Below are 18903 nucleotides of genomic sequence, written 5' to 3'. Positions count from 1 at the left end.
GCGGGCAGCGACTCGATTTGGCTTCGGTAAAGCAGGGAACAAGCGCCCAGACGCCACGCAGACGAGCGACAAATTTGCCGAAAAAAATCGGCAAGCGTTACGCAGCGCTGACCGAATGCATCGGTAAAGGCGGCCTGGTCGACAGGAATGCGTCAGGCACGAGTTGACCCCACTCGTAGTCGATCCGGTCGGGCGTGAAGGGCAGCACGCCGGCCCCCGGCGTGAAGGTCAGCTCACCGAAGTAGATCTGGTTATCCGGCGCGTACAGATCCACGCGAACATAGTCGAAATCGCCGCATAGCGTGGTTGCAGCGGCGAGAATCGCATCCAGGTTCTCGGGACGAGGCGCGGGCTTCGGGCTCGGCTTATACGCGCCAATGGCCATGTCGAGATGATTCCAGTCGGTGTCGTAGATGTCGCCGCGCGTGTCGGCGCCGAACCTGTCGGAGATCACGAGAATATAAATGAGCGGCTTTCCGCTTCGCCCGCCGAAGCAGTGCAGCTTGTAATCCGCCGGTATCTGCCCGCTATTGTCGAGCAACAGTCGTTCGAAGAAGATGCGCGGCTTGATCTCGCGATAGTGTTTTTCGCGCGCGATCTTGTAGAAGTCGAGCGTCAGCCAGTGATTTGCAAGCTGGCTCAGTTGTTCAAAAGAGCGTGTCGATTTGTCTCTCACTACTTCGACATAGGTGCTGCCGTGATTCGCCTTCATCACGAACGAGTTCGGCAACGCATCGAATACTTCTCTCGTGAAGATATCGGGCGCCGCGAGTAGCGGTATCACATGTTCTTCTCCGAGCTTTCTCGCGACATACTCGCGAACCGTGAGCTTGTCGGTCAACTCCGCGAACCACGGGTCGGGCCGCAGGCTTTTTTGCAGGATCTTTTCGTTGAAAGTAGTGGGGCGAAGCAGATTCGGATAACGACCTATTTCCTTGTGATGCAGCAGGCTTAGAAACACCGGCGTCGGCAGTAGCGACTTGGCTGCTTCCTTGAGCTTGCGCAGCGTCGATTGCCGCCGCACTGGAGCCGTGCTTTCCGCTAACCTGGCTGGTTGTTGCGGTACGGAAGTACCGGCTTCACCCGGAAATTGTACTGAGTTGGTCGTCGTCATTTTTCGAATCCCGTAAGTAGTTCGCGCGACAATCGGAGCCCGGCCAGGCTTCCCGATGTATCACGATGCGAGGTTAACGCACGGAACCCTGCGCAATTGAAGGCGTCGCTAAACGAAGGTGTTTTGGCCTAATCCAGTGAAAGCGGCCGTTTTTGTGGGAGGTGGATAGGCCAGCCGCGGCCAACGGCCAATCACCAGGCATAACGGTGTCTGGCAATCGAAAGAAAGTGGCCGAAGCGAACAGCGCAAAGCTGCTAATTGGCGAATGATTTTCAATTCGCCGGCCGTAATGCAGGGAGGCCGTAAGCCTATCGACTTTAGAGCGACGCGTCTGATGCGTTGTCGATTACTTCCAGTAAATCCGCGGGCTTCAGCGGTTTAACGAAGTGATGATCGAAACCCGCCGCATGGCTGCGGTCGCGGTCTGCCTTTTGACCGTAGCCCGTCAACGCGACCAGCACGCACGGTCGGTTGCCCGAACGCAGTCGCAACTGCCGGGCGAGTTCATAGCCGTCCATGACCGGCAACCCGATGTCGAGCACGGATACAGTGGGCCTGAAAGTATTCGCCTCGGCAAGCGCCGCCGTTGGGTCGTAGACAGTCTTTACCGAATGACCATAGCTTCGGAGCAGTTCCGCGAGCGCGTCCGCGGCATCGACGTTATCGTCCACTAGCAATATGCGCCGTTGCCGGGTGCTGCTGTCTGGCTCATCACGAGGCACGACGACTGGCGCAGGCTCCGCGACACGGATGGCTTCGCTCGCATTGCCGGTCGTTGTCTCCGACGACGCGCGCGGCAGCACGATCGTAAACTCGCTGCCGCAACCGGGGCCGCCGCTCGCTGCTTCCACGTGTCCGCCATGCAGCTTGACGAAGTTCTTGACGAGAGCGAGCCCGATACCGAGCCCGCCTTCGGCGCGGTCGATTGTCTGCGTGCCTTGATAGAACGTATCGAAGACGTGAGGCAACACGTCTGGCGCAATGCCCATGCCGTTATCGCACACGCGGATGCGGATATGGTCAGCGTCGGCGGCCATTGCGCTGACCGTGATCTCGCCGCCCGCTTGCGTGTATTTCGCGGCGTTGATGAGCAGATTGGCGATGACCTGCGCGAGCCGCATTGGATCAGCGACACATTCGAGCGCCTCATCGACTTCGATCTTCAAACGATGAGCGCGTTGCTGCACGAGTACGCTCGTCATCTCCACGGCCTTCGTGATGACCTCGTGCACGTCGACGTGGCGCTTGTCCAGCTCGACATTGCCGCGGATGATGCGCGAAACGTCGAGCAGATCGTCGACGAGGCGCACGAGATGATCGACATGACGCTGAATAACGGCCCTCTCGCGTGCGGCCGAATCAGTGCCGCGCCGCTCCATCAATTCGAGCGCGCTGACGATGGGCGCGAGCGGATTGCGCAGTTCGTGTCCGAGCATCGCAAGAAACTCGTCTTTTGCGCCATTCGCCTTGCGTAATTCCGCAAGCAGAAGCTCGCGGTCCGCACGCGATTTTTCGAGCGTTTCGCGGGCACGCACGTAGCCGGTGACTTCCACCGCACTGAGAATGACGCCCTCGATCTTCCCCGACGATGCACGCAACGGTTCGAAATGCAGCGTGTAAACGCGTGTCGAAAGCGAATTGCCGATGCTGCCGATATCGCCGATATTGCCGGTTCGATACTCCTCGTGCACGATCGGCAAGCCATGTTCGTAAACGTGCTTGAGCGCGGCGGCAATCGGTCCGCCGCGCTCGTCCGGAAACGCGTCGAGATACGCGCGGCCGAGCAGATCCTCGCGCTTCACCATGTCGAGATAGCGCGGGTTAGCGAGTTGGAACGTGTGCTTGTCGCCAAGAAGAAGCGCCGACGCGACCGGAGAGTTCATCAACACGGCGTCGCGCTGATGCTCGGCGGTCCTTCTGCGGTTCATTTCATCTTCGAGCGATCTTGCGCGCTGCTCGGCTAGTGCGAGTCGCAGATGCAGTTCCTTGCTGCCGGCATCGCGCAACGGGCTGCCGGCCAGAACATGATGGTGTGCGTGGCAAATGTGGCGAAACAGTTGCGTCTGCTCGGCACCAGGAAAGAGGTGCTCAGGATAGGCGCAAAAAAGCGAGAAGCTGTGATGCGCGGCGAGGCGGTTCCAGAGCTCCTCAAGACGCAACGCGGCATCGCCGAGTCCTTGCTCGCAGAGAACCGCGACCATCTCTCCGAACGCATGCAGTGGCTGTCCGCGCTGAGCCGCTTTGGCGACGACAGCGCCGACCGTCGAAATAAAGCGCGCCTCGTCGGGCCAGCCGTCGACCATGAAGCGATCGAGCGTAGCCTGGGCATCGAGCAGGATAAGCGCGTCATGCGAGGCGGATTGCGCGGGCGCAGTCAGGCGCGCATCGAGCCATGAAGTGAGCGACGCGACGTGATCGGCCGTGGCGATGACGATCGCGCTGCCGCCTGCGTCGAGTGCTCGCAGCAGAAAGACGCCCACGTCTTCGGTCAAGCTCGCGTCGGATTCGTAGAATTGGACGAAATGGCCGGTGTCGTGCGTGTCCTCGTGAGACGGGTTGGTGCTAGTGAGCATCTTTGACTGCCATGACGAGAGCTTCTCCTTTCGAAGAATTTACCCGCCGGTTGTAATGCGGAACATGCGTTGCAAAGGGCGATGGCGCTTTCCTGAAGAAGCGCGCTCGGCAGATGCAGCGCAAAACGGTCGGCGTCTCTAACGGAACGGCCGCCGACCCAACCTGCATTGGCAGCAAGGCCTGTGCCTGCGCGGCCGCAAGCGCTTCAGGCTTGTTGGGCGGGGCTTTCGTCGGCTTTTAATGTCGCCAGCTTTCGCTTTGTTATTTTTAAGAACGATTAAGGACCTGGACAAGGACTCCGCAGAGGGCCGCCGATAGACTGCATTGCAGTTCCTCGCAGCAGAAGCAAGTGCGGCGCGCGTTCCCGCTGACAGTCAACCCGTCAGTCGACCTGTCAGCAGACCCCTTTTCGACCTTCAGGATCTACAAAACCATGGCTAATCCGAAACTCCAAGTCCTCACGCCTGCGAACTCGCAGATCATCTTCATCGACCAGCAGCCGCAGATGGCTTTCGGCGTCCAGTCGATCGACCGTCAGGTGCTGAAGAACAACGTAGTGGGCCTCGCGAAGGCCGCGCGCGTGTTCAATATTCCGACCACCATCACGACGGTGGAATCGGAGAGCTTTTCGGGCTATACGTACCCCGAGTTGCTGGATGTATTCCCGGGCCACAAGGTGCTTGAGCGCACGTCGATGAATTCGTGGGACGACCGGAAAGTGCGTGACTCGCTCGCCGCAAATGGCCGCAAGAAAGTCGTGGTCGCGGGCCTGTGGACGGAAGTCTGCAACAACACCTTCTCGCTGTGCGCGATGGACGAAGGCGACTACGAGATCTATATGGTTGCGGACGCATCGGGTGGCACGTCGAAAGAAGCGCACGAATATTCGATGCAGCGCATGATTCAGGCCGGCGTGGTGCCGGTGACGTGGCAACAGGTGCTGCTCGAATGGCAGCGCGACTGGGCGCACAAAGAGACGTACGACGCGGTCATGGGCATCGTCAAGGAGCACTCGGGCGCGTACGGTATGGGCGTCGACTACGCGTACACGATGGTCCACAAGGCGGCGCAGCGCGCGGCCGGAACGCATGAGGTGCTCGCGCCCGTGCCGGCACGCAAGTAAGTAAGCGAATGGGCCGCGATTCGCGGCCCTCGGGGCTCTTACGGCCTCGTAGCCCGCGCGCCGCGTCATTTGGTTTTACACCCAGACGTGCGGCGCGTATATCGCGTCCGGATCGCGCCGAACGGAATCATGCAACGCCTGCACGAGCTCGGCGCGATGCGTGAGCACTGCGCGCTGGTTGATCGAGCCTTTGTCGGTGATTTCGCCGAGATCGAGCGATGGCGCGACGTGGAGCAGACGCAATCGCGCGATCGTGGTTGCGCCGCCCGTCGATTCGCGATTGAGCCGCTCTAGCAGTTCCGTGAAGAACTGCCGCACGGCAGGCGCATTCACGATCTCGGATGCACTCGCCGATTCAGGCAGTTGCGCGAGCCGCCGGCAATCGTCGAGTCGCGGGAACACCAGCATGCCGACATCGTCGCAATTGAGTCCTGTCACGACCACGTCTTGCACATACGGAGCGCCGGCTGAGATAACGCGCGCCCGCATCGGCCCCACGCTAACGAACGTGCCCGAGCTCAGCTTGAAGTCTTCGGCGATGCGGCCATCGAACATCAGACCCAGTTCCGGCTGCTGCGGGTCCACGAATTTGAGCGCGTCGCCGCTGCAGTAATAGCCTTCTTCGTCGAACGATTTCGCAGTGGCCGCGCTGTCCATGCGCCAATAGCCGCGCATCACATGCGGTCCGCGAAAGCGCGCTTCGAGCTTGCCCGCCACGGGCACGAGTTTCACTTCGCAACCGGGCGCGGGCACGCCGACATAGCCCGCGCACATCGCAGGGAGCGTGGTGAAGAGGCACGACGGCGACGTTTCCGTCATGCCGAGGCCCGCCATGATGCGAATGCGCTCGCCGCAATGGCGCTCCGTGACCTGCTGCAAACGATCCCACGCTGCCTGCGAAAGTCCGGCTCCCGCGAAGAAATACACCTTCACGCGTGAGAAAAACGTCTCGCGCAGTGTTGCGTCGTTTTCGAGCGCGCTCGTCAATTCCTCCCAGCCTTTCGGCACATTGAAGTAGATTGTCGGCGCAATCTCACGAAGATTGCGCAGCGTCTCGTCGAATTTCTTGCCGACGGGTTTGCCGTCGTCGATATAAAGCGTGCCGCCGTTATAGAGCGCGATGCCCGCGTTATGACTGCCGCCGAAGGTGTGATTCCACGGCAGCCAGTCGACCAGCACGGGCGGCTCGTCGGCGAATTGCGGAAATGTTTCGAGCAGCATCTGCTGATTGCTGCACAGCATGCGATGCGTGGTCGGCACCGCCTTCGGCAACATCGTCGAGCCGGACGTGAAGAGAAACTTGGCGATGCTGTCCGCGGCGATGGCTTCATGCGCGGCATCGACCGTTGTGGGCGCAGTGTCGAGCAGCGTGGAGAGATTCGTTATCGCGCGCCCGCACGAACCGGTGGCCGCAACGACTTCGACATCGGCGGGCAAGGTTGTGTCGATCGCGGCGGCAAACGCAGTGGCGTCCGTCGCGAACACGAGGCCGGGCGTGAGCAGTTCGAGCGCGTGGCGCAGCTTGCCGTAATCGCTGGAAACGAGCGAATAGGCCGGCGAAATAGGGGCGTACGGCACGCCGGCCCACATTGCGCCGAGCGCGATCATCATGTGTTCGAGATCGTTGCCCGAGAGAATCGCGACGGGCCGCTCAGCCGACAGCTTGCGATCGAGCAGCGCCTGGCCGATTGCGCGCGCGTGCTCGAGCATCTGCGCATAGCTGATGCCGCGCCATGCGCCGTCCGCGCCGCGGCGCGCGACGAGCCAGCGATCGGGATGCTGTTGCGCGCCGCTCGCGAGCCGGTCGGTCAGACGCTTCGGGTACGCGCCGGGTTGCGCGGTCGACTCCATGTACCAGACGTCTGCCTCCCGGCGAACGCGTGCGGGCGCCGATCCGATCCGCACGTCGCGATAACGCACGGAGGTTTCATTGTCGACACTGGATTGCGTCGGCTGCAAATTCACTGATTGTCTCCTTCCTGCCGTCTTTCGTCTGTTGCGAAGAACGCGGATTCGAATGATGCCGATACACGGCGTGCGTGTCAGATCGGATAGTGGCGCGGGCCTGTCTGAATCGTAATCCAGCGCAGGTCGGTGAACTCCGCAATCGACGCCTTGCTGCCAAAACATCCATAGCCGCTGCCCTTCACGCCGCCGAACGGCATCTGCGCTTCGTCGTGCACAGTCGGCCCGTTGATGTGGCAAATGCCCGACTCGACGCGTTTGGCGACGCTCATTGCACGCGCAATATCGCGGCTGAAAACGGCCGCCGACAAACCGAACTCGCTGTCGTTCGCCCGTTGCACGGCTTCGTCGTCGCTGTCCACGCGCAGCACCGTCACGACCGGCGCGAACGATTCCTCGGCGTATAGCTTCATGGCCGGGCTCACGCGATCGACGATGGTGGGTTGCATGATCGCGCCGCTCAATGCGCCGCCGCCGAGTATCGTCGCGCCATGCTCGCGCGCATCGTCGACCAATGCCGTTGCGCGTTGCGCAGCCTGAGCGCTGACCATCGCGCCGAGCACTGCGCCGTGAGCGGTCGGTGCATCCGCAACGAGTTGGCGGGTCTTTTCGGCCAGCTTGCCGACGAGCGCATCCGCCACGCTGCGATGCGCGATCACGCGTTCGGTCGACATGCAGATTTGCCCCTGATTGAAGAACGCGCCGAATGCGATCGCATCCACGGCCGCGTCGAGATCCGCATCGTCCAGCACGAGCACGGGCGCTTTGCCGCCGAGTTCGAGCAACGCGGGCTTCAAATGCTTGGCGGCATGCATCGCGATGATGCGGCCCACGTGAGTCGAGCCGGTAAAGTTCACGCGCCGCACGGCAGGATGCGCAATCAGACGTTCGACGATGGCGGCTGCATCTTCCGGCGCGTTCGTCACGACATTGACGACGCCGTCTCCAAGGCCCGCTTCATGCAGCACGCTGCCGATCATTCTGTGCACGGCCGGGCAGGCTTCCGACGCCTTCAGCACGACCGTATTGCCGCACGCGAGCGGCATGGCGAGCGCGCGCGTGCCGAGAATCACCGGCGCATTCCACGGCGCGATGCCGAGCACCACGCCGCACGGCTGGCGAACGGCCAACGCGATGTTGTCGGGCGTGTCGGTGGGAATCACGCTGCCGTCGATTTGCGTGGTCATGGCGGCCGCTTCGCGCAGCATGTTGGCCGCGAGATGCACATTGAAGCCGTACCAGTTCGCCATCGCGCCCGTTTCCGCCATGCCGCATTCGATGAATGCGCCGGCTCGCGCGTCCATGATGTCAGCGGCTTTTAGCAGACGCGCGCGGCGCTCGGTGGGCCGCAATGCGGACCACGCGGGAAACGCGGCCGCGGCGGCGTCAACTGCGGCGTCCGCATCGGCGAGCGTCGCGGCCGGCGCACGCGAAGCCACCTCGCCGGTGACGGGGTTAATGCGCTCGAACGTCGCGCCGTTCGACGCCGGATAGTCCTTGCCGCCGATCAACATGCTTACTTCGTTCACGATGGCTGTCTCCTTCATGTTGTTCCTGCTTTGCGTGCCGTGCGCGTCGAAAGCGCCGGCACGCAGACTAGCTTCATTCACGCTTCATTCACGTTTCATTCGCTGCGCTTGTATGCCTGAAGCCCCGGCTTGATCGACTTCTGATCGAGGAACTGCCGCAGTCCTTCCTCGCGGCCTTTTTCCGGATCGCGCAATTGCGCCTGGTCGAGCTTCGCGTACAGATAGTCTTCATTCTGCTCCCAGGTCAGTTCGCGCGAACGCTTGAAGCCATGCTTCGCGGCGCGCAGAACGACCGGGTTCTTTTCGAGCAGCTTGCCCGCCAACGCGACCGTCTCCGCGCGCAACTGCTCGCGCGGCACGCTCTTGTTGACGAGGCCCATTGCCGCGGCTTGCGCTCCGTCAAACGTATCGCCGGTCATGATGTAGTAGAGCGCCTGCCGATGTCCGACCGTATCCGCCATCGCCTTGCTCACCAGATTGCCCGGCGGAATGCCCCAGTTGATTTCGGAGAGGCCGAACACCGCTTCATCGGCTGCGATCGCGAGATCGCACGCGACGAGCGGCGAGAAGCCGCCGCCGAAACACCAGCCGTTGACCATCGCGATGGTCGGCTTCGAGTACATGCGCAAGAGTTTCCATTGCCATTGACAGGCGTCGCGACGAATCTTTTCCTGAAGGATTTCCGGGCCCGCGTCGACTTCGCGGAAGTACTCCTTCAGGTCCATGCCGGCCGTCCATGCATCGCCCGCGCCGGTCAGCACGAGTACTTTTGCATCGGCGTCCAGTTCCAGCGTTTCCAGAACCTGCACCATTTCGCTGTTGAGCGTGGGGCTCATTGCATTGCGCTTCTCGGGACGATTGAACATCACCCATGCAATGCCTTCCTGGACCTTTACGTCGACCGTTTTCCAGCGACCCTCATAACTTGCCATGTTCGTAGCTCCAGCGCTTTTTGCGCGTATCAATGTGTGTCGTGATGTGCGAGTACCCGATAGCGTTTCCGCTTGCGTCCGAAGCGGCGTTTCGTATCAGGTAACCTGATACAAGTCTAGTATCAAGCGGCCTGCGACACAATCGCTATGTGATCGGGGAAAACCCTTGGCGCTGCCGTTGCGTTTCGTCATTGCGCTCGATACCTGGGGTATTCACCAAAGACGCGGTTCTTGTTTTGTCAGGGTGCCTGATATTTAATATGCTCGATCGCAGCGAACTTCTGCGCGTTCTCCCGAACGCGCTTTTCTTCGCTCTGAATCTCAGGTGGCCTGATACATACGACGTTGAAGATCGGCGGACATCGACATAACAAGCAGCAATCAACTTGCATGAGACCGCGGTAAGACGCTCGCGCGTCGGCTCCGGTCGAAAGGAGACAGACATGAAATCCACCCGAACAGCCTTGCCGGCAGACGGCATCACGCAGCCCGCCGCGCGAACCGGCGCCGTCGTGACATTGAGCCTTTGTTTTGCGGTTGCCCTGCTCGAAGGACTCGACCTCCAATCGGTGGGCGTCGCGGCGCCGCGCATGGCGCGCGAATTCGGCCTGAGCGTCGCGCAAATGGGGCTCGCGTTCAGTGCCGGCACCTTCGGACTGTTGCCTGGCGCGATGCTCGGCGGACGGCTCGCGGACCGTATCGGCCGCAAACGCATCCTGATTCTATGCGCGTGTCTGTTCGGCTTGTTGTCGATCGCGACGGCGCTCGTCAGCAGCTTCGGCATGCTGGTGTTCGTGCGCGTGTTGACGGGCATCGGTCTTGGCGGCGCGCTGCCGAACCTGATCGCGTTGTCGTCGGAAGCGGTGTCGCCGAAGTCGCGCAACACGGCGGTCAGCGTGATGTATTGCGGCATTCCGTTTGGCGGAGTGATCGCTTCGATCGTCGGCATCGTGAGTATCGGCGATACGGAGTGGCGTCATATCTTCTATGTCGGCGGCGCGGGGCCATTGATTCTGGTGCCGCTGCTGCTGGCCTGCCTGCCCGAATCGAGCGCATTCCAGCGCGCGTCGCACGGCATGAACGCAAAACCGGCGCCTATCGGCGAAGTGCTGTTCGGCGCGAACCGCGGGCTTTCCACGCTGCAAATCTGGGTCAGCTACTTCTGCACGCTAATTGTCCTGTACTTCCTGCTCAACTGGCTGCCCTCGCTGATGGCGGCGCGCGGACTCGCTCGCGCCGAAGTGGGCTACGTGCAGATCTTTTTCAACATCGGCGGCGGACTCGGCGCGCTCTTCATCGGCATGTTGATGGATCGTCTGCGCGGCGGCGTTGTTGTGTCCGGTATGTACGTCGGCATCATCGCGTCGCTCGCGGCGTTGTCGATCGCGCCCAGCTTTGCGGCGCTGACCGTGTCCGCGTTCTGCGCGGGGATGTTCGTGATTGGCGGGCAATCGGTGCTGTATGCGCTTTCCGCCGCGTTCTATCCGACGGCAATGCGCGGCACCGGCGTCGGCGCAGCGGTGGCCGTGGGCCGCGTGGGTTCGGTCGTCGGGCCGCTCGCCGCAGGCCAACTGCTTGCGATGGGCCGCAGTTCGTCGACGGTCATCGGTGCAAGCATTCCCGTCACGTTGATTGCGGCGGCAGCGGCGTTGTTGCTGATTCGCCGGCCGCGTGCGGCGGACTGATAAGCCATCCTGAGTATCGACATTGAAATAACAACACTACGTTTGGAGACAATCGCGATGCAAACAACCACGACCCGGCTTCTGGTATCGAGCGCGCTTTGTGCGCTCAGCACGACGGCGTTCGCGCAGTCGAGCGTCACGTTCTACGGCATCGTCGATACGGGCATCGAATACGTATCGCATGCGAACGCCGCGGGCGGTCACGTGTTTCGCATGCCTGCCGTGACGGGCGAGCTGCCGTCACGCTGGGGCCTGCGCGGCGTCGAAGATCTGGGCGGCGGCTATAGCGCCGTGTTTACACTCGAAAGCGGCTTCAACGTTCGCGACGGCAGTTCGGGACAGGGCGGCCGGTTGTTCGGACGACAGGCTTTCGTCGGCCTCAAGGCGCCTTATGGAACGCTTGCATTCGGCCGGCAATACACGATGACGTATCTCGCGCTGCAAGGCGCGGACATTATCGGACCGGACATCTACGGCATGGGTTCGCTCGACGCTTATGTGCCGAATGCGCGCGCCGACAATTCGGTCACTTACATGGGCACGTACAAGGGCTTTACGCTCGGCGCGGGCTACTCGTTCGGCCGCGATTCGGCGGGCACCGGCAATTCGCCGGGGCAGGGCACATGCGCGGGCTCGGTCGCCGGGCACCCAACGGAATGTCGCGACTGGTCGGTGATGCTCAAGTACGACGCGCAGTACTTCGGCGTCGCGGCATCGTATGAGGAGCAGCGCGGCGGTGCGAGTGGACAGGCGAATTTCTTCGACGGCGTGCCGCCCACAGTGCTCTCCAACGGCGCGGACAAGGACGCGCGCACGCATGTCAGCGCCTACGCGCAATACGCAGGCGCGAAAGTCGGCGCGGGCTGGCTGGGCCGTCGCGTGGTAACGGATTCGCCGGCGGTGCCGAACGTGCGCTCCGATCTTTTCTTCGTGGGCGCGTCGTACTTCGTGACGCCCGCGTTTGTCGTCGATGGAGAAGTGTTCCGCATCATCAACAGTGCGCACGATTCGCGCGCGACGATGGGCACGTTGCGCACCACGTATCTGCTGAGCAAGCGCTCGTCGGTGTACGCGCAAGCGGCGTATCTCGCGAATAGCGCGAAGGCGCGCTATTCGGTAAGCGGCGGCGGTGGCGGCACCACGCCCGCGGCGGGCATCGGACAAACCGGCGTGATGCTCGGCATCAAGCACGCATTCTAGGAGACATCGAATGAGAAAGTCTGTGATTGCGGTATGTGTTTCCGCCGCGTTGAGTGCATGCGGCGGCTCGACGGACGACACGTCGACGTTGCCGCGTCTGAGCGCGGCGACACCCGCGGCGCTCGTCGGCAATTGCGCGGCGTTGGCCAGCAAGTTGTCGTTCGCGAACACCACCTTCAGTTCCGTGCAGGACGTACCCGCTGGAACACTGAAGGTGGCGGGCAAACCGATTGCCGAACATTGCCTCGTGCAAGGGCAGATGAATCAGCGCGTGAGTGCCGTCGACGGAAAAACGTATGCGATCGGCTTCGAAATGCGTCTGCCCGTTGCATGGAATGGGCGCTTCTTCTATCAGGCCAACGGCGGGCTCGACGGCAACATCGTGACGGCGACGGGCGAGATCGGCGGAGGCGGTCCGCTCAACGACGCGCTGAACATGGGATTCGCCGTGATCAGCTCGGACGCCGGCCACTCGTCGTCGCAGAATCCGCTGTTCGGCCTCGATCCGCAAGCGCGCATCGACTACGGTTATAACGCGGTCGCCACGCTCACGCCGATGGCCAAGCAGGCGATTCGCACCGCGTACGGCAAGGCGCCGGATCGCAGCTATTTCGAAGGCTGCTCGAACGGCGGGCGTCACGCGATGGTGGCGGCGGCGAGGTCGTCGGCGGAATACGACGGCATCATTTCCGGCGATCCGGGCTTTCATTTGCCGAAGGCGGCTATCGGCGAAATGTGGGGCGCGCAGCAACTCGCCAAGGTTGCGACCGCAACGACCGCGAATGGCCTGCCCGACATCAAGACCGGCTTTACCGCTGCGGAACGGCAACTGGTGGCCTCGCGAATCATCGCGAAGTGCGATGCGCTCGATGGCGCCGCGGACGGCATGGTGCAGGATATTAAGGCATGCCAGGCGAACTTCAGCCTCGCTGCGGACGTGCCGACCTGCTCGGGCGACGTGCGCGACGGCACATGCCTGACCACCGCGCAGAAGGATGCAATCGGCAATGTGTTCTCCGGCGCGCGCAACAGCGCGGGCACGGCGCTTTACGCGAGCTTTCCGTACGATGTCGGCGTGAGCGGCGCAGGCTGGGCGCAGTGGAAGCAGACCAATTCGATCACGCTCGATCCCGCCGCGGCTGCGTTCACATTTACGACGCCGCCGCAAAGCGCGTCGTTGCTCGCGCAGTTGTCGGCTTATGCGCTGAACTTCAGCATGGATACCGACGCACCGAAAATCTTCGCGACGAGCGGCGCTTACTCGGAATCGTCGTGGTCGTTCATGACGCCGCCGGATGAAACGAACCTCGGTGCACTCAAGCGACGCGGCGCGAAGCTGATGGTGTATCACGGCACGAGCGACCCCGTGTTCTCATCGAACGATACGACCGACTGGTATCAACGCTTGATGGCGGCCAATGGCGGCGATGCGAGCAGTTTCGCGCGGCTTTATACCGTCGCCGGAATGAACCATTGTTCGGGTGGTCCCGCCGCCGACCAGTTCGACATGCTGACGCCGATGATCGCGTGGGTAGAGCAGGGCAAGGCGCCCGATAGCGTGATCGCGACCGCGCGCGATGCGAGCAACGCGTTGCCGAACAGCGAAGTGCCTGCGAATTGGGGCGCGGGCCGCACGCGGCCGCTGTGTCCTTATCCGAAGGTCGCGCGCTACAAGAGCGGGGATGTGAATTCAGCAGCCAGCTTTTCGTGTAGTTGATGTGTGAACGCGGCGCCGGCGTCGGCGCCGCGTTCACACAGAAATACCGTCACATCACTGCGGCTCGTACCACGAATAAGTCGCGAGTGTGCTTATCGGCGGCGTGCCGATCTGCAGCGTGACGTCGCGCAGCGAAGTCAATTCGATGTTGCGCAGGTCGCCCATATAGCGGCGCGAATCGCCGTTGTCGTTGATATACGCCACCACGTCCCCCGTGATGCCCGCGACATTCGTGCTGGAAAGCGGCTGCCCCCAGATGTCGAAGAACTGACCGAGCGTGAAGGTCTTAAGCGTCGGCGTTTCGATATGGATGATGCCGGTCTGGTCGTGCGTATGCATCTCGTAGTTGCACTGCGAAAGAATGCCCACGTTGGCCGGCAGCGCGAGCCATTGACCGTCCTTGATGATCGCGAGATGCGCGTGCACGTGATACAGCTCGGCCATGCCCGCGGCACAGATCAATCCGTCGACCGCTGCGCCGGTGCCGCCCGTCGACGTATTGCCGTTCGGCCAGAACGTCGTGCCGACCACACCGCCGTAGGCCAACGTGATCGGCTTCGGATCGAACGGCGGCGGATCGGTCCATGTGTAAGTGGGAATCTGCGTCAGCGGCGTGCCGACCATCACGGTGACTTCGCCATGTGGCGGAAGCACGAGGCTCGCAGGATCGCCCGTGTATTTCGACAGCGTGCCGCCGTCGTTCACATAGATCGTAACCGGCGATCCGCTCAGCCCGGCGACGCTCGATGCGCCCAGCGTTTCGCCCCAGATCGCAAAGAACTGACCGAGCGTGTACGACGCGCCGGTCGTCGTATCCATATGGATCTTGCCGCTTGCATCGACGGTATGCAGCGGATACGCGCAACCCGTTTGCGCGGCCATCGTCGGACCGACCGTGCCGATGTTGGCAGGCACCGCGAGCAGGCGGCCATTCTGATAGATGGACAGATGCGTGTACGTGTAAGCCGTGCTGCGCACCGCGCAGTTAAGCCCGCTAACCGGCTGCCCGGTTCCGCCCGAAGACGTGGAGCCTGTCGGCCAGTTCGCGTCGCCAAGCGTGGTGCCGTCGATCACGGGCGTCGCGGCGGCCAGCGTGGGTGTCGTCGCGTTCGTGCCCGATGCAGCGGGCGCGGGTGCCGCGGCGCCCGCACCGTTGGCTCCTGGGTTCGAGGCTCCGCCGCCGCCTCCACCGCCGCAGCCGGCAAGAATCAGTAAGGCGCCAATCAGGGCGGATCGTGAATACAGCCGTTCCAACATTGCGTGCTCCATGCCTTGGTTGAAATTGAATACGTGGAAGCAGACGCCGCGTTAACTGCGCGGCATGCCCCTCGCTGCGCAGACCGGCTGCAACGGAATGGCGAAGCTGGCGCACAGGCGCCCGCTCATACAAATCGGCAGTTTGAGGTTAGCAGATGCATTTGCGGAATAAACGGATTGAATAACAACGTTTTGCGACTTTTTATGTCGCATTTTGGCGTGTCGGGAGAAACCGGGCGTCATTTAGCTCACCTGCATCGGGGAATGCGGCGGCACGGTAAAATGCCGCAGCCGCCGCAATCTGCTGGCGTTGAACCCTTCCGTCAGCGATGCATGTCGATCTTCTTACCCTCTATCTCCTGATCATCGGAACGCTTTTCGCCAGTTCCGGAATGACGCTCTGGGAGCACCGCAGTCATCCGAAGCGCAGCACGGAGTTGAGAGTACTGGCAGCCGCCTATGCGACGCTCGCAATCGGTTGCGCGGCGGCCGTGTTTCGTCGCGACGTGCCCGGCCCGTGGGGTTCCGCGCTGAGCAATCTGGTCATTTTGACGGGCTATTTGCTGGTGCTGCACGGTGTCGCGTTGCTGAACGGACGGCAATATCGAGCCGCGTCTTTCGGACTGGTCGTCGTGATGGCGCTCGTCTGGATGGCGAGCGGCGCGCATTGGGAGAGCACGGTCTGGGCCTACGTTAGCGCGATCCCGATCGCGCTCGCGAGCGGCATGACGTCGCGCGAACTACTCCGAAGCGACGACTTCAAAGCGCTGCAATCGCGCTATATCGCCGTCGCCGTGACGGGCATTCACGCGCTCACTTATGCGATGCGGGCGCTCGCCCTGCCGTGGCTCGTCGCGCGGTACGGCAATGACCTGTTGCTGATCGCGAGCGCGATAACCATGTATGAAGGCGTGCTCTATTCGGTCGTTCTGCCGATGACTCTACTCAAGCTCATCCGCGAGGAAACGCATGGCCGGCTCCTGCAGGAATCGCAAACCGATTTTCTGACGCGTCTTGGCAATCGCAGATGGTTCTTCGAGGAAGGCGAACGCGTTCTCGGCGAGGGCAGCAAGAACCGGCCCTTGTCGCTGCTTGCGCTCGACCTCGATCACTTCAAGAAGCTCAACGACCGCTACGGTCACCATGCCGGCGACGAAGTGCTTCGGTCGTTTGCTGAAGTGGCCCGCCGCGTGGTGGGCCACGATGCCGTGTTGGCGCGCATCGGCGGAGAAGAGTTCGCCGCGCTGTTGCCAGGCCATGACGAAGCGCGCGGGAAAGCGGTGGGCGAGGCGATTGTCGAGTGCTTCGCGCAGACGGTCTCGCATCGCGTGAACGGCGCGGAAGTCCGGGCGACGGTCAGCATCGGCCTCGCGCATTCGACGCACGCGGGTCAGCCGCTTGCCGAACTGCTGTCCGCTGCGGACGGGGCGCTTTATCGCGCGAAGTCGCTGGGTGGGAATCGGGTGGAAGAGGCGGGGAAGGTGGTGCATCTTACGGTTGCAAGATGACGTGTTGCGTGTGGTGTTCCGGGCGCCGTCGACCCGCAATCGGCCGCTTTACAACGGCACCTGTTGGCGACATACCGACAACACCAGTTGCCTCAGCCAACGATGAACCGGGTCCACTTCGACACGCGGATGCCACATCTGCGAGACGGTGATCTGCTGCGTCGCGACCGGAAGTTCGAACGCGTGGATGTCGGCGCTTGCAGCGCCTTCGCGGCATGCCGTGTGAGCGCCGACGAATGAAGCCGGTACGAGCGCGACGAGATCGGACGTGCGCGCCACGGCGAGCGCGGCGGGAAAGCCCGGCACCACCGCGACAATGGTGCGTTCGAGGCCGAGGAGCGCCAACGCGTCGTCGACAGGACCGCTTGCGTTTGCGCGTCGCGACGCCACGACGTGGCCGAACGCGACATACCGTTCAGCGGTAATCTCGCCGTCCCGTTCGAGCGGATGGCCTTTCCTGACTACGCCCATGAAACGATCGCGGAATAGCGCCTGTAAGCGCACTTCCGGACCCATCTTGCCGAGCACGCCGATTTCGAGGTCAGCGGAACCGTCTCGCAGCGGGTTCGCGTTCTTCTCCGGCTTCGATGCAAAACGCAAGCGGACGTGCGGCGCAATTTTTGTTGCCGCGGCGATGAGCGGCGAGCCGAAGGCTTCGACGAAACCGTCGTTGGCGCGAATGGTGAAGGTCTGCCGCAACGTCGACAAGTCGGGTTCAGTATGCGACGGACGAAGAACGGCGCGTGCTTCATAAAGAGCACTTCGCGTGCGTTCGCGAATCGCCTCGGCATACGGCGTCAACACCATCTCGCGCCCCGCGCGCACCAACAGCGGATCGCCAGTCGTGGCACGAAGCCGCGCAAGCGTTCGACTCATTGCCGAGGCACTCAGGCCCAGGCGGCGGGCAGCGCCGGCCACGCTTCCATCGTCGAGCAGCGTTTCAAGCGCAATCAATAGATTGAGGTCGATTTCGGGCATGTCCGATCGTAACATTTGCGTGCGGGACGAGGCGTTTGCCGCAGGTTATGAATGCATCTGTCGCGCCTTCCGGCAGTCGTCACGAGCGATTATATTTTCCCGATCGAATTGCTTAACGACGAGGAGATGATTGTGGAAACCATCAATCGGCAAAAGACGGTTCTTCTTATCGGTGCATCGCGCGGTCTCGGCCTCGCGATGACCGCCGAATATTTGAAACGCGGCTGGCGCGTGATTGCCACCGGCCGCGCGCAGTCAATGCAGAAGCTTCGCGATCTTCAAGGCGCACTCGAAATCGAAACGCTCGATATAACCGTGCCTGAGCAGATTGCGGATTTGCGCGCGCGCCTTGCAGGCCGTCGACTCGATATGCTCTTCGTGAATGCCGGCGTCAAGAACGACGATCGCGAAACGATCGCGGACGTATCGACCGAGGAATTCGTGCGCGTGATGGTGACCAACTCGCTCAGTCCGATGCGGGTGATCGAGCGCTTGCACGATCGGGTTGAACCGGGCGGCACCATCGGTGTGATGTCTTCGGGCCAGGGCAGCGTAACCAACAACGTGAACGGCAACTACGAGGTTTACCGCGGCAGCAAGGCCGCGCTGAACATGTTCATGCGTAGCTTTGCAGCGCGCCATGCCAATGATCCGCGAACCCTGCTGCTGATGGCGCCGGGTTGGGTACGCACGGACATGGGCGGCCCTGAAGCGCGCCTGAGTATCGAAGAGAGCATTCCGAATCTGCTCAATACGATGGAGGCTTACGAGGGCCGCGCGGGTTTGCATTACCTCGATTATCTCGGGCGAGTGGTGCCGTGGTGAAAGCCAGACGATTGCGCGTGTCTTCGCATTCACGCTAGAACAGCTTGCGCCATTGCTCCTGCATGTCCTCGCGAGTATTGATCTCGATGAGCACGCCGCCGGGTGCGCGGCAGAAGAACCGCGACCCGCGTGTGTTGTTGAAGACGCCTGTTTCCATCTGAACGCCGCCCTTCAGGAACTCGTCGTGAAGCGTGTGAAGATCCTTCAGGGTGGCGACTTCGAGACCGAAGTGGAAGTTTTTGGGCCAGACAGGCGTCTCTTCGCTGACGTGCTCGAGCACGATGTCGAAGCCGTCGCGCTTGAGCAGGCGATGCTCGCCGGCAGCGGCGACCTCGCAGCCCAGGTACTTTTCGAAGAAGGCGGCCGTTTCGGCGACGTCGTTAGTGGGAAAGCTCAGGTGGTTCAGCTTGGCTTCTTTGTGAAGATTCATAGTCGAACTCGCAGAAAACGTTAATGGGTGCGGTGAAGCGCGCGAACGTTGCCGCGCTTCACAGAA

14 protein-coding genes are annotated in these 18903 nt (G+C 62.0%); 6 read left to right on the top strand and 8 right to left on the bottom strand.

Features of this window, described 5'->3' with window-relative positions; genetic code table 11:
• Positions 1-97: 97 nt before the first annotated feature.
• Both AB6809_RS12720 and AB6809_RS12715 read right to left on the bottom strand, forming a co-directional pair.
• On the bottom strand, positions 98-1114 hold the full coding sequence (locus tag AB6809_RS12720) for an ATP-grasp fold amidoligase family protein (RefSeq protein WP_371026779.1): 1017 nt from the start codon (positions 1112-1114) through the stop codon (positions 98-100).
• Positions 1115-1431: 317 nt separating this feature from the next.
• The gene (locus AB6809_RS12715; RefSeq protein ID WP_371026778.1) at positions 1432-3687 is read right to left on the bottom strand and encodes an ATP-binding protein; all 2256 of its coding nucleotides are present in this window, start codon (positions 3685-3687) and stop codon (positions 1432-1434) included.
• 434 nt (positions 3688-4121) lie between these two features.
• Here AB6809_RS12715 and AB6809_RS12710 point away from each other — a divergent pair, with 434 nt between their 5' ends.
• Positions 4122-4811 (top strand): hydrolase, encoded by a 690-nt coding sequence (locus AB6809_RS12710; protein ID WP_371026777.1) that lies wholly within the window; start codon positions 4122-4124, stop codon positions 4809-4811.
• Positions 4812-4886: 75 nt separating this feature from the next.
• On the opposite strand, the gene AB6809_RS12705 is transcribed toward AB6809_RS12710, so the two are convergent.
• The 3 genes from AB6809_RS12705 to AB6809_RS12695 form a co-directional block, all read right to left on the bottom strand.
• Positions 4887-6776 (bottom strand): feruloyl-CoA synthase, encoded by a 1890-nt coding sequence (locus AB6809_RS12705; RefSeq protein WP_371026776.1) that lies wholly within the window; start codon positions 6774-6776, stop codon positions 4887-4889.
• A 77-nt stretch (positions 6777-6853) separates the two neighbouring features.
• Entirely contained in the window at positions 6854-8305 is a 1452-nt protein-coding gene (locus tag AB6809_RS12700; protein WP_371026835.1) for an aldehyde dehydrogenase, read from the bottom strand.
• Positions 8306-8400: 95 nt separating this feature from the next.
• Positions 8401-9237 carry a p-hydroxycinnamoyl CoA hydratase/lyase gene (locus AB6809_RS12695; protein ID WP_006046637.1) on the bottom strand — a complete coding sequence of 279 codons (837 nt, stop codon included), beginning with the start codon at positions 9235-9237 and terminating at the stop codon, positions 8401-8403.
• Between the two features lie 443 nt (positions 9238-9680).
• Here AB6809_RS12695 and mhpT point away from each other — a divergent pair, with 443 nt between their 5' ends.
• The 3 genes from mhpT to AB6809_RS12680 are packed head-to-tail and all read left to right on the top strand — an operon-like array spanning position 9681 to position 13839.
• A complete protein-coding gene (mhpT, locus tag AB6809_RS12690; protein ID WP_006046638.1) occupies positions 9681-10922 on the top strand; it encodes a 3-(3-hydroxy-phenyl)propionate transporter MhpT in 1242 nt (413 codons plus the stop codon).
• A 57-nt stretch (positions 10923-10979) separates the two neighbouring features.
• A complete protein-coding gene (locus AB6809_RS12685; protein ID WP_029965926.1) occupies positions 10980-12122 on the top strand; it encodes a porin in 1143 nt (380 codons plus the stop codon).
• Positions 12123-12132: 10 nt separating this feature from the next.
• Positions 12133-13839, top strand: a complete 1707-nt coding sequence (locus AB6809_RS12680; protein WP_371026775.1) for a tannase/feruloyl esterase family alpha/beta hydrolase — start codon at positions 12133-12135, stop codon at positions 13837-13839.
• A 54-nt stretch (positions 13840-13893) separates the two neighbouring features.
• Here AB6809_RS12680 and AB6809_RS12675 read toward each other — a convergent pair whose 3' ends face one another.
• Positions 13894-15096, bottom strand: coding sequence for a hypothetical protein (locus AB6809_RS12675; protein WP_006046641.1), 1203 nt, complete (start codon positions 15094-15096; stop codon positions 13894-13896).
• 329 nt (positions 15097-15425) lie between these two features.
• On the opposite strand from AB6809_RS12675, the gene AB6809_RS12670 reads away from it, so the two are divergent.
• Complete coding sequence (locus tag AB6809_RS12670; RefSeq protein WP_371026774.1) at positions 15426-16604, top strand: diguanylate cyclase domain-containing protein; 1179 nt, start codon at positions 15426-15428, stop codon at positions 16602-16604.
• Positions 16605-16652: 48 nt separating this feature from the next.
• On the opposite strand, the gene AB6809_RS12665 is transcribed toward AB6809_RS12670, so the two are convergent.
• Complete coding sequence (locus tag AB6809_RS12665) at positions 16653-17582, bottom strand: LysR family transcriptional regulator (RefSeq protein WP_371026773.1); 930 nt, start codon at positions 17580-17582, stop codon at positions 16653-16655.
• 132 nt (positions 17583-17714) lie between these two features.
• Here AB6809_RS12665 and AB6809_RS12660 point away from each other — a divergent pair, with 132 nt between their 5' ends.
• The gene (locus tag AB6809_RS12660) at positions 17715-18407 is read left to right on the top strand and encodes an SDR family NAD(P)-dependent oxidoreductase (RefSeq protein WP_371026772.1); all 693 of its coding nucleotides are present in this window, start codon (positions 17715-17717) and stop codon (positions 18405-18407) included.
• Positions 18408-18441: 34 nt separating this feature from the next.
• Here the strand turns inward: AB6809_RS12660 and AB6809_RS12655 are convergent, their stop codons facing one another.
• The gene (locus AB6809_RS12655; protein ID WP_006046645.1) at positions 18442-18837 is read right to left on the bottom strand and encodes a VOC family protein; all 396 of its coding nucleotides are present in this window, start codon (positions 18835-18837) and stop codon (positions 18442-18444) included.
• Between the last annotated feature and the right edge of the window lie 66 nt (positions 18838-18903).

It is taken from the genome of Paraburkholderia sp. RCC_158, from assembly GCF_041355255.1.
Lineage (GTDB): Bacteria > Pseudomonadota > Gammaproteobacteria > Burkholderiales > Burkholderiaceae > Paraburkholderia > Paraburkholderia graminis.
The sequence above is the reverse complement of the archived record's forward strand: the minus strand, read 5'-3'. Positions and strand labels throughout refer to the sequence as shown.

What these genes read in the sequence shown, in the direction of transcription:
- AB6809_RS12720 (WP_371026779.1), bottom strand. Translation starts at nt 1,114, where the DNA reads ATGACGACGACCAACTCAGTACAATTTCCGGGTGAAGCCGGTACTTCC.
- AB6809_RS12715 (WP_371026778.1), bottom strand. Translation starts at nt 3,687, where the DNA reads ATGCTCACTAGCACCAACCCGTCTCACGAGGACACGCACGACACCGGC.
- AB6809_RS12710 (WP_371026777.1), top strand. Translation starts at nt 4,122, where the DNA reads ATGGCTAATCCGAAACTCCAAGTCCTCACGCCTGCGAACTCGCAGATC.
- AB6809_RS12695 (WP_006046637.1), bottom strand. Translation starts at nt 9,237, where the DNA reads ATGGCAAGTTATGAGGGTCGCTGGAAAACGGTCGACGTAAAGGTCCAG.
- mhpT (WP_006046638.1), top strand. Translation starts at nt 9,681, where the DNA reads ATGAAATCCACCCGAACAGCCTTGCCGGCAGACGGCATCACGCAGCCC.
- AB6809_RS12685 (WP_029965926.1), top strand. Translation starts at nt 10,980, where the DNA reads ATGCAAACAACCACGACCCGGCTTCTGGTATCGAGCGCGCTTTGTGCG.
- AB6809_RS12680 (WP_371026775.1), top strand. Translation starts at nt 12,133, where the DNA reads ATGAGAAAGTCTGTGATTGCGGTATGTGTTTCCGCCGCGTTGAGTGCA.
- AB6809_RS12675 (WP_006046641.1), bottom strand. Translation starts at nt 15,096, where the DNA reads ATGTTGGAACGGCTGTATTCACGATCCGCCCTGATTGGCGCCTTACTG.
- AB6809_RS12670 (WP_371026774.1), top strand. Translation starts at nt 15,426, where the DNA reads ATGCATGTCGATCTTCTTACCCTCTATCTCCTGATCATCGGAACGCTT.
- AB6809_RS12665 (WP_371026773.1), bottom strand. Translation starts at nt 17,582, where the DNA reads ATGCCCGAAATCGACCTCAATCTATTGATTGCGCTTGAAACGCTGCTC.
- AB6809_RS12655 (WP_006046645.1), bottom strand. Translation starts at nt 18,837, where the DNA reads ATGAATCTTCACAAAGAAGCCAAGCTGAACCACCTGAGCTTTCCCACT.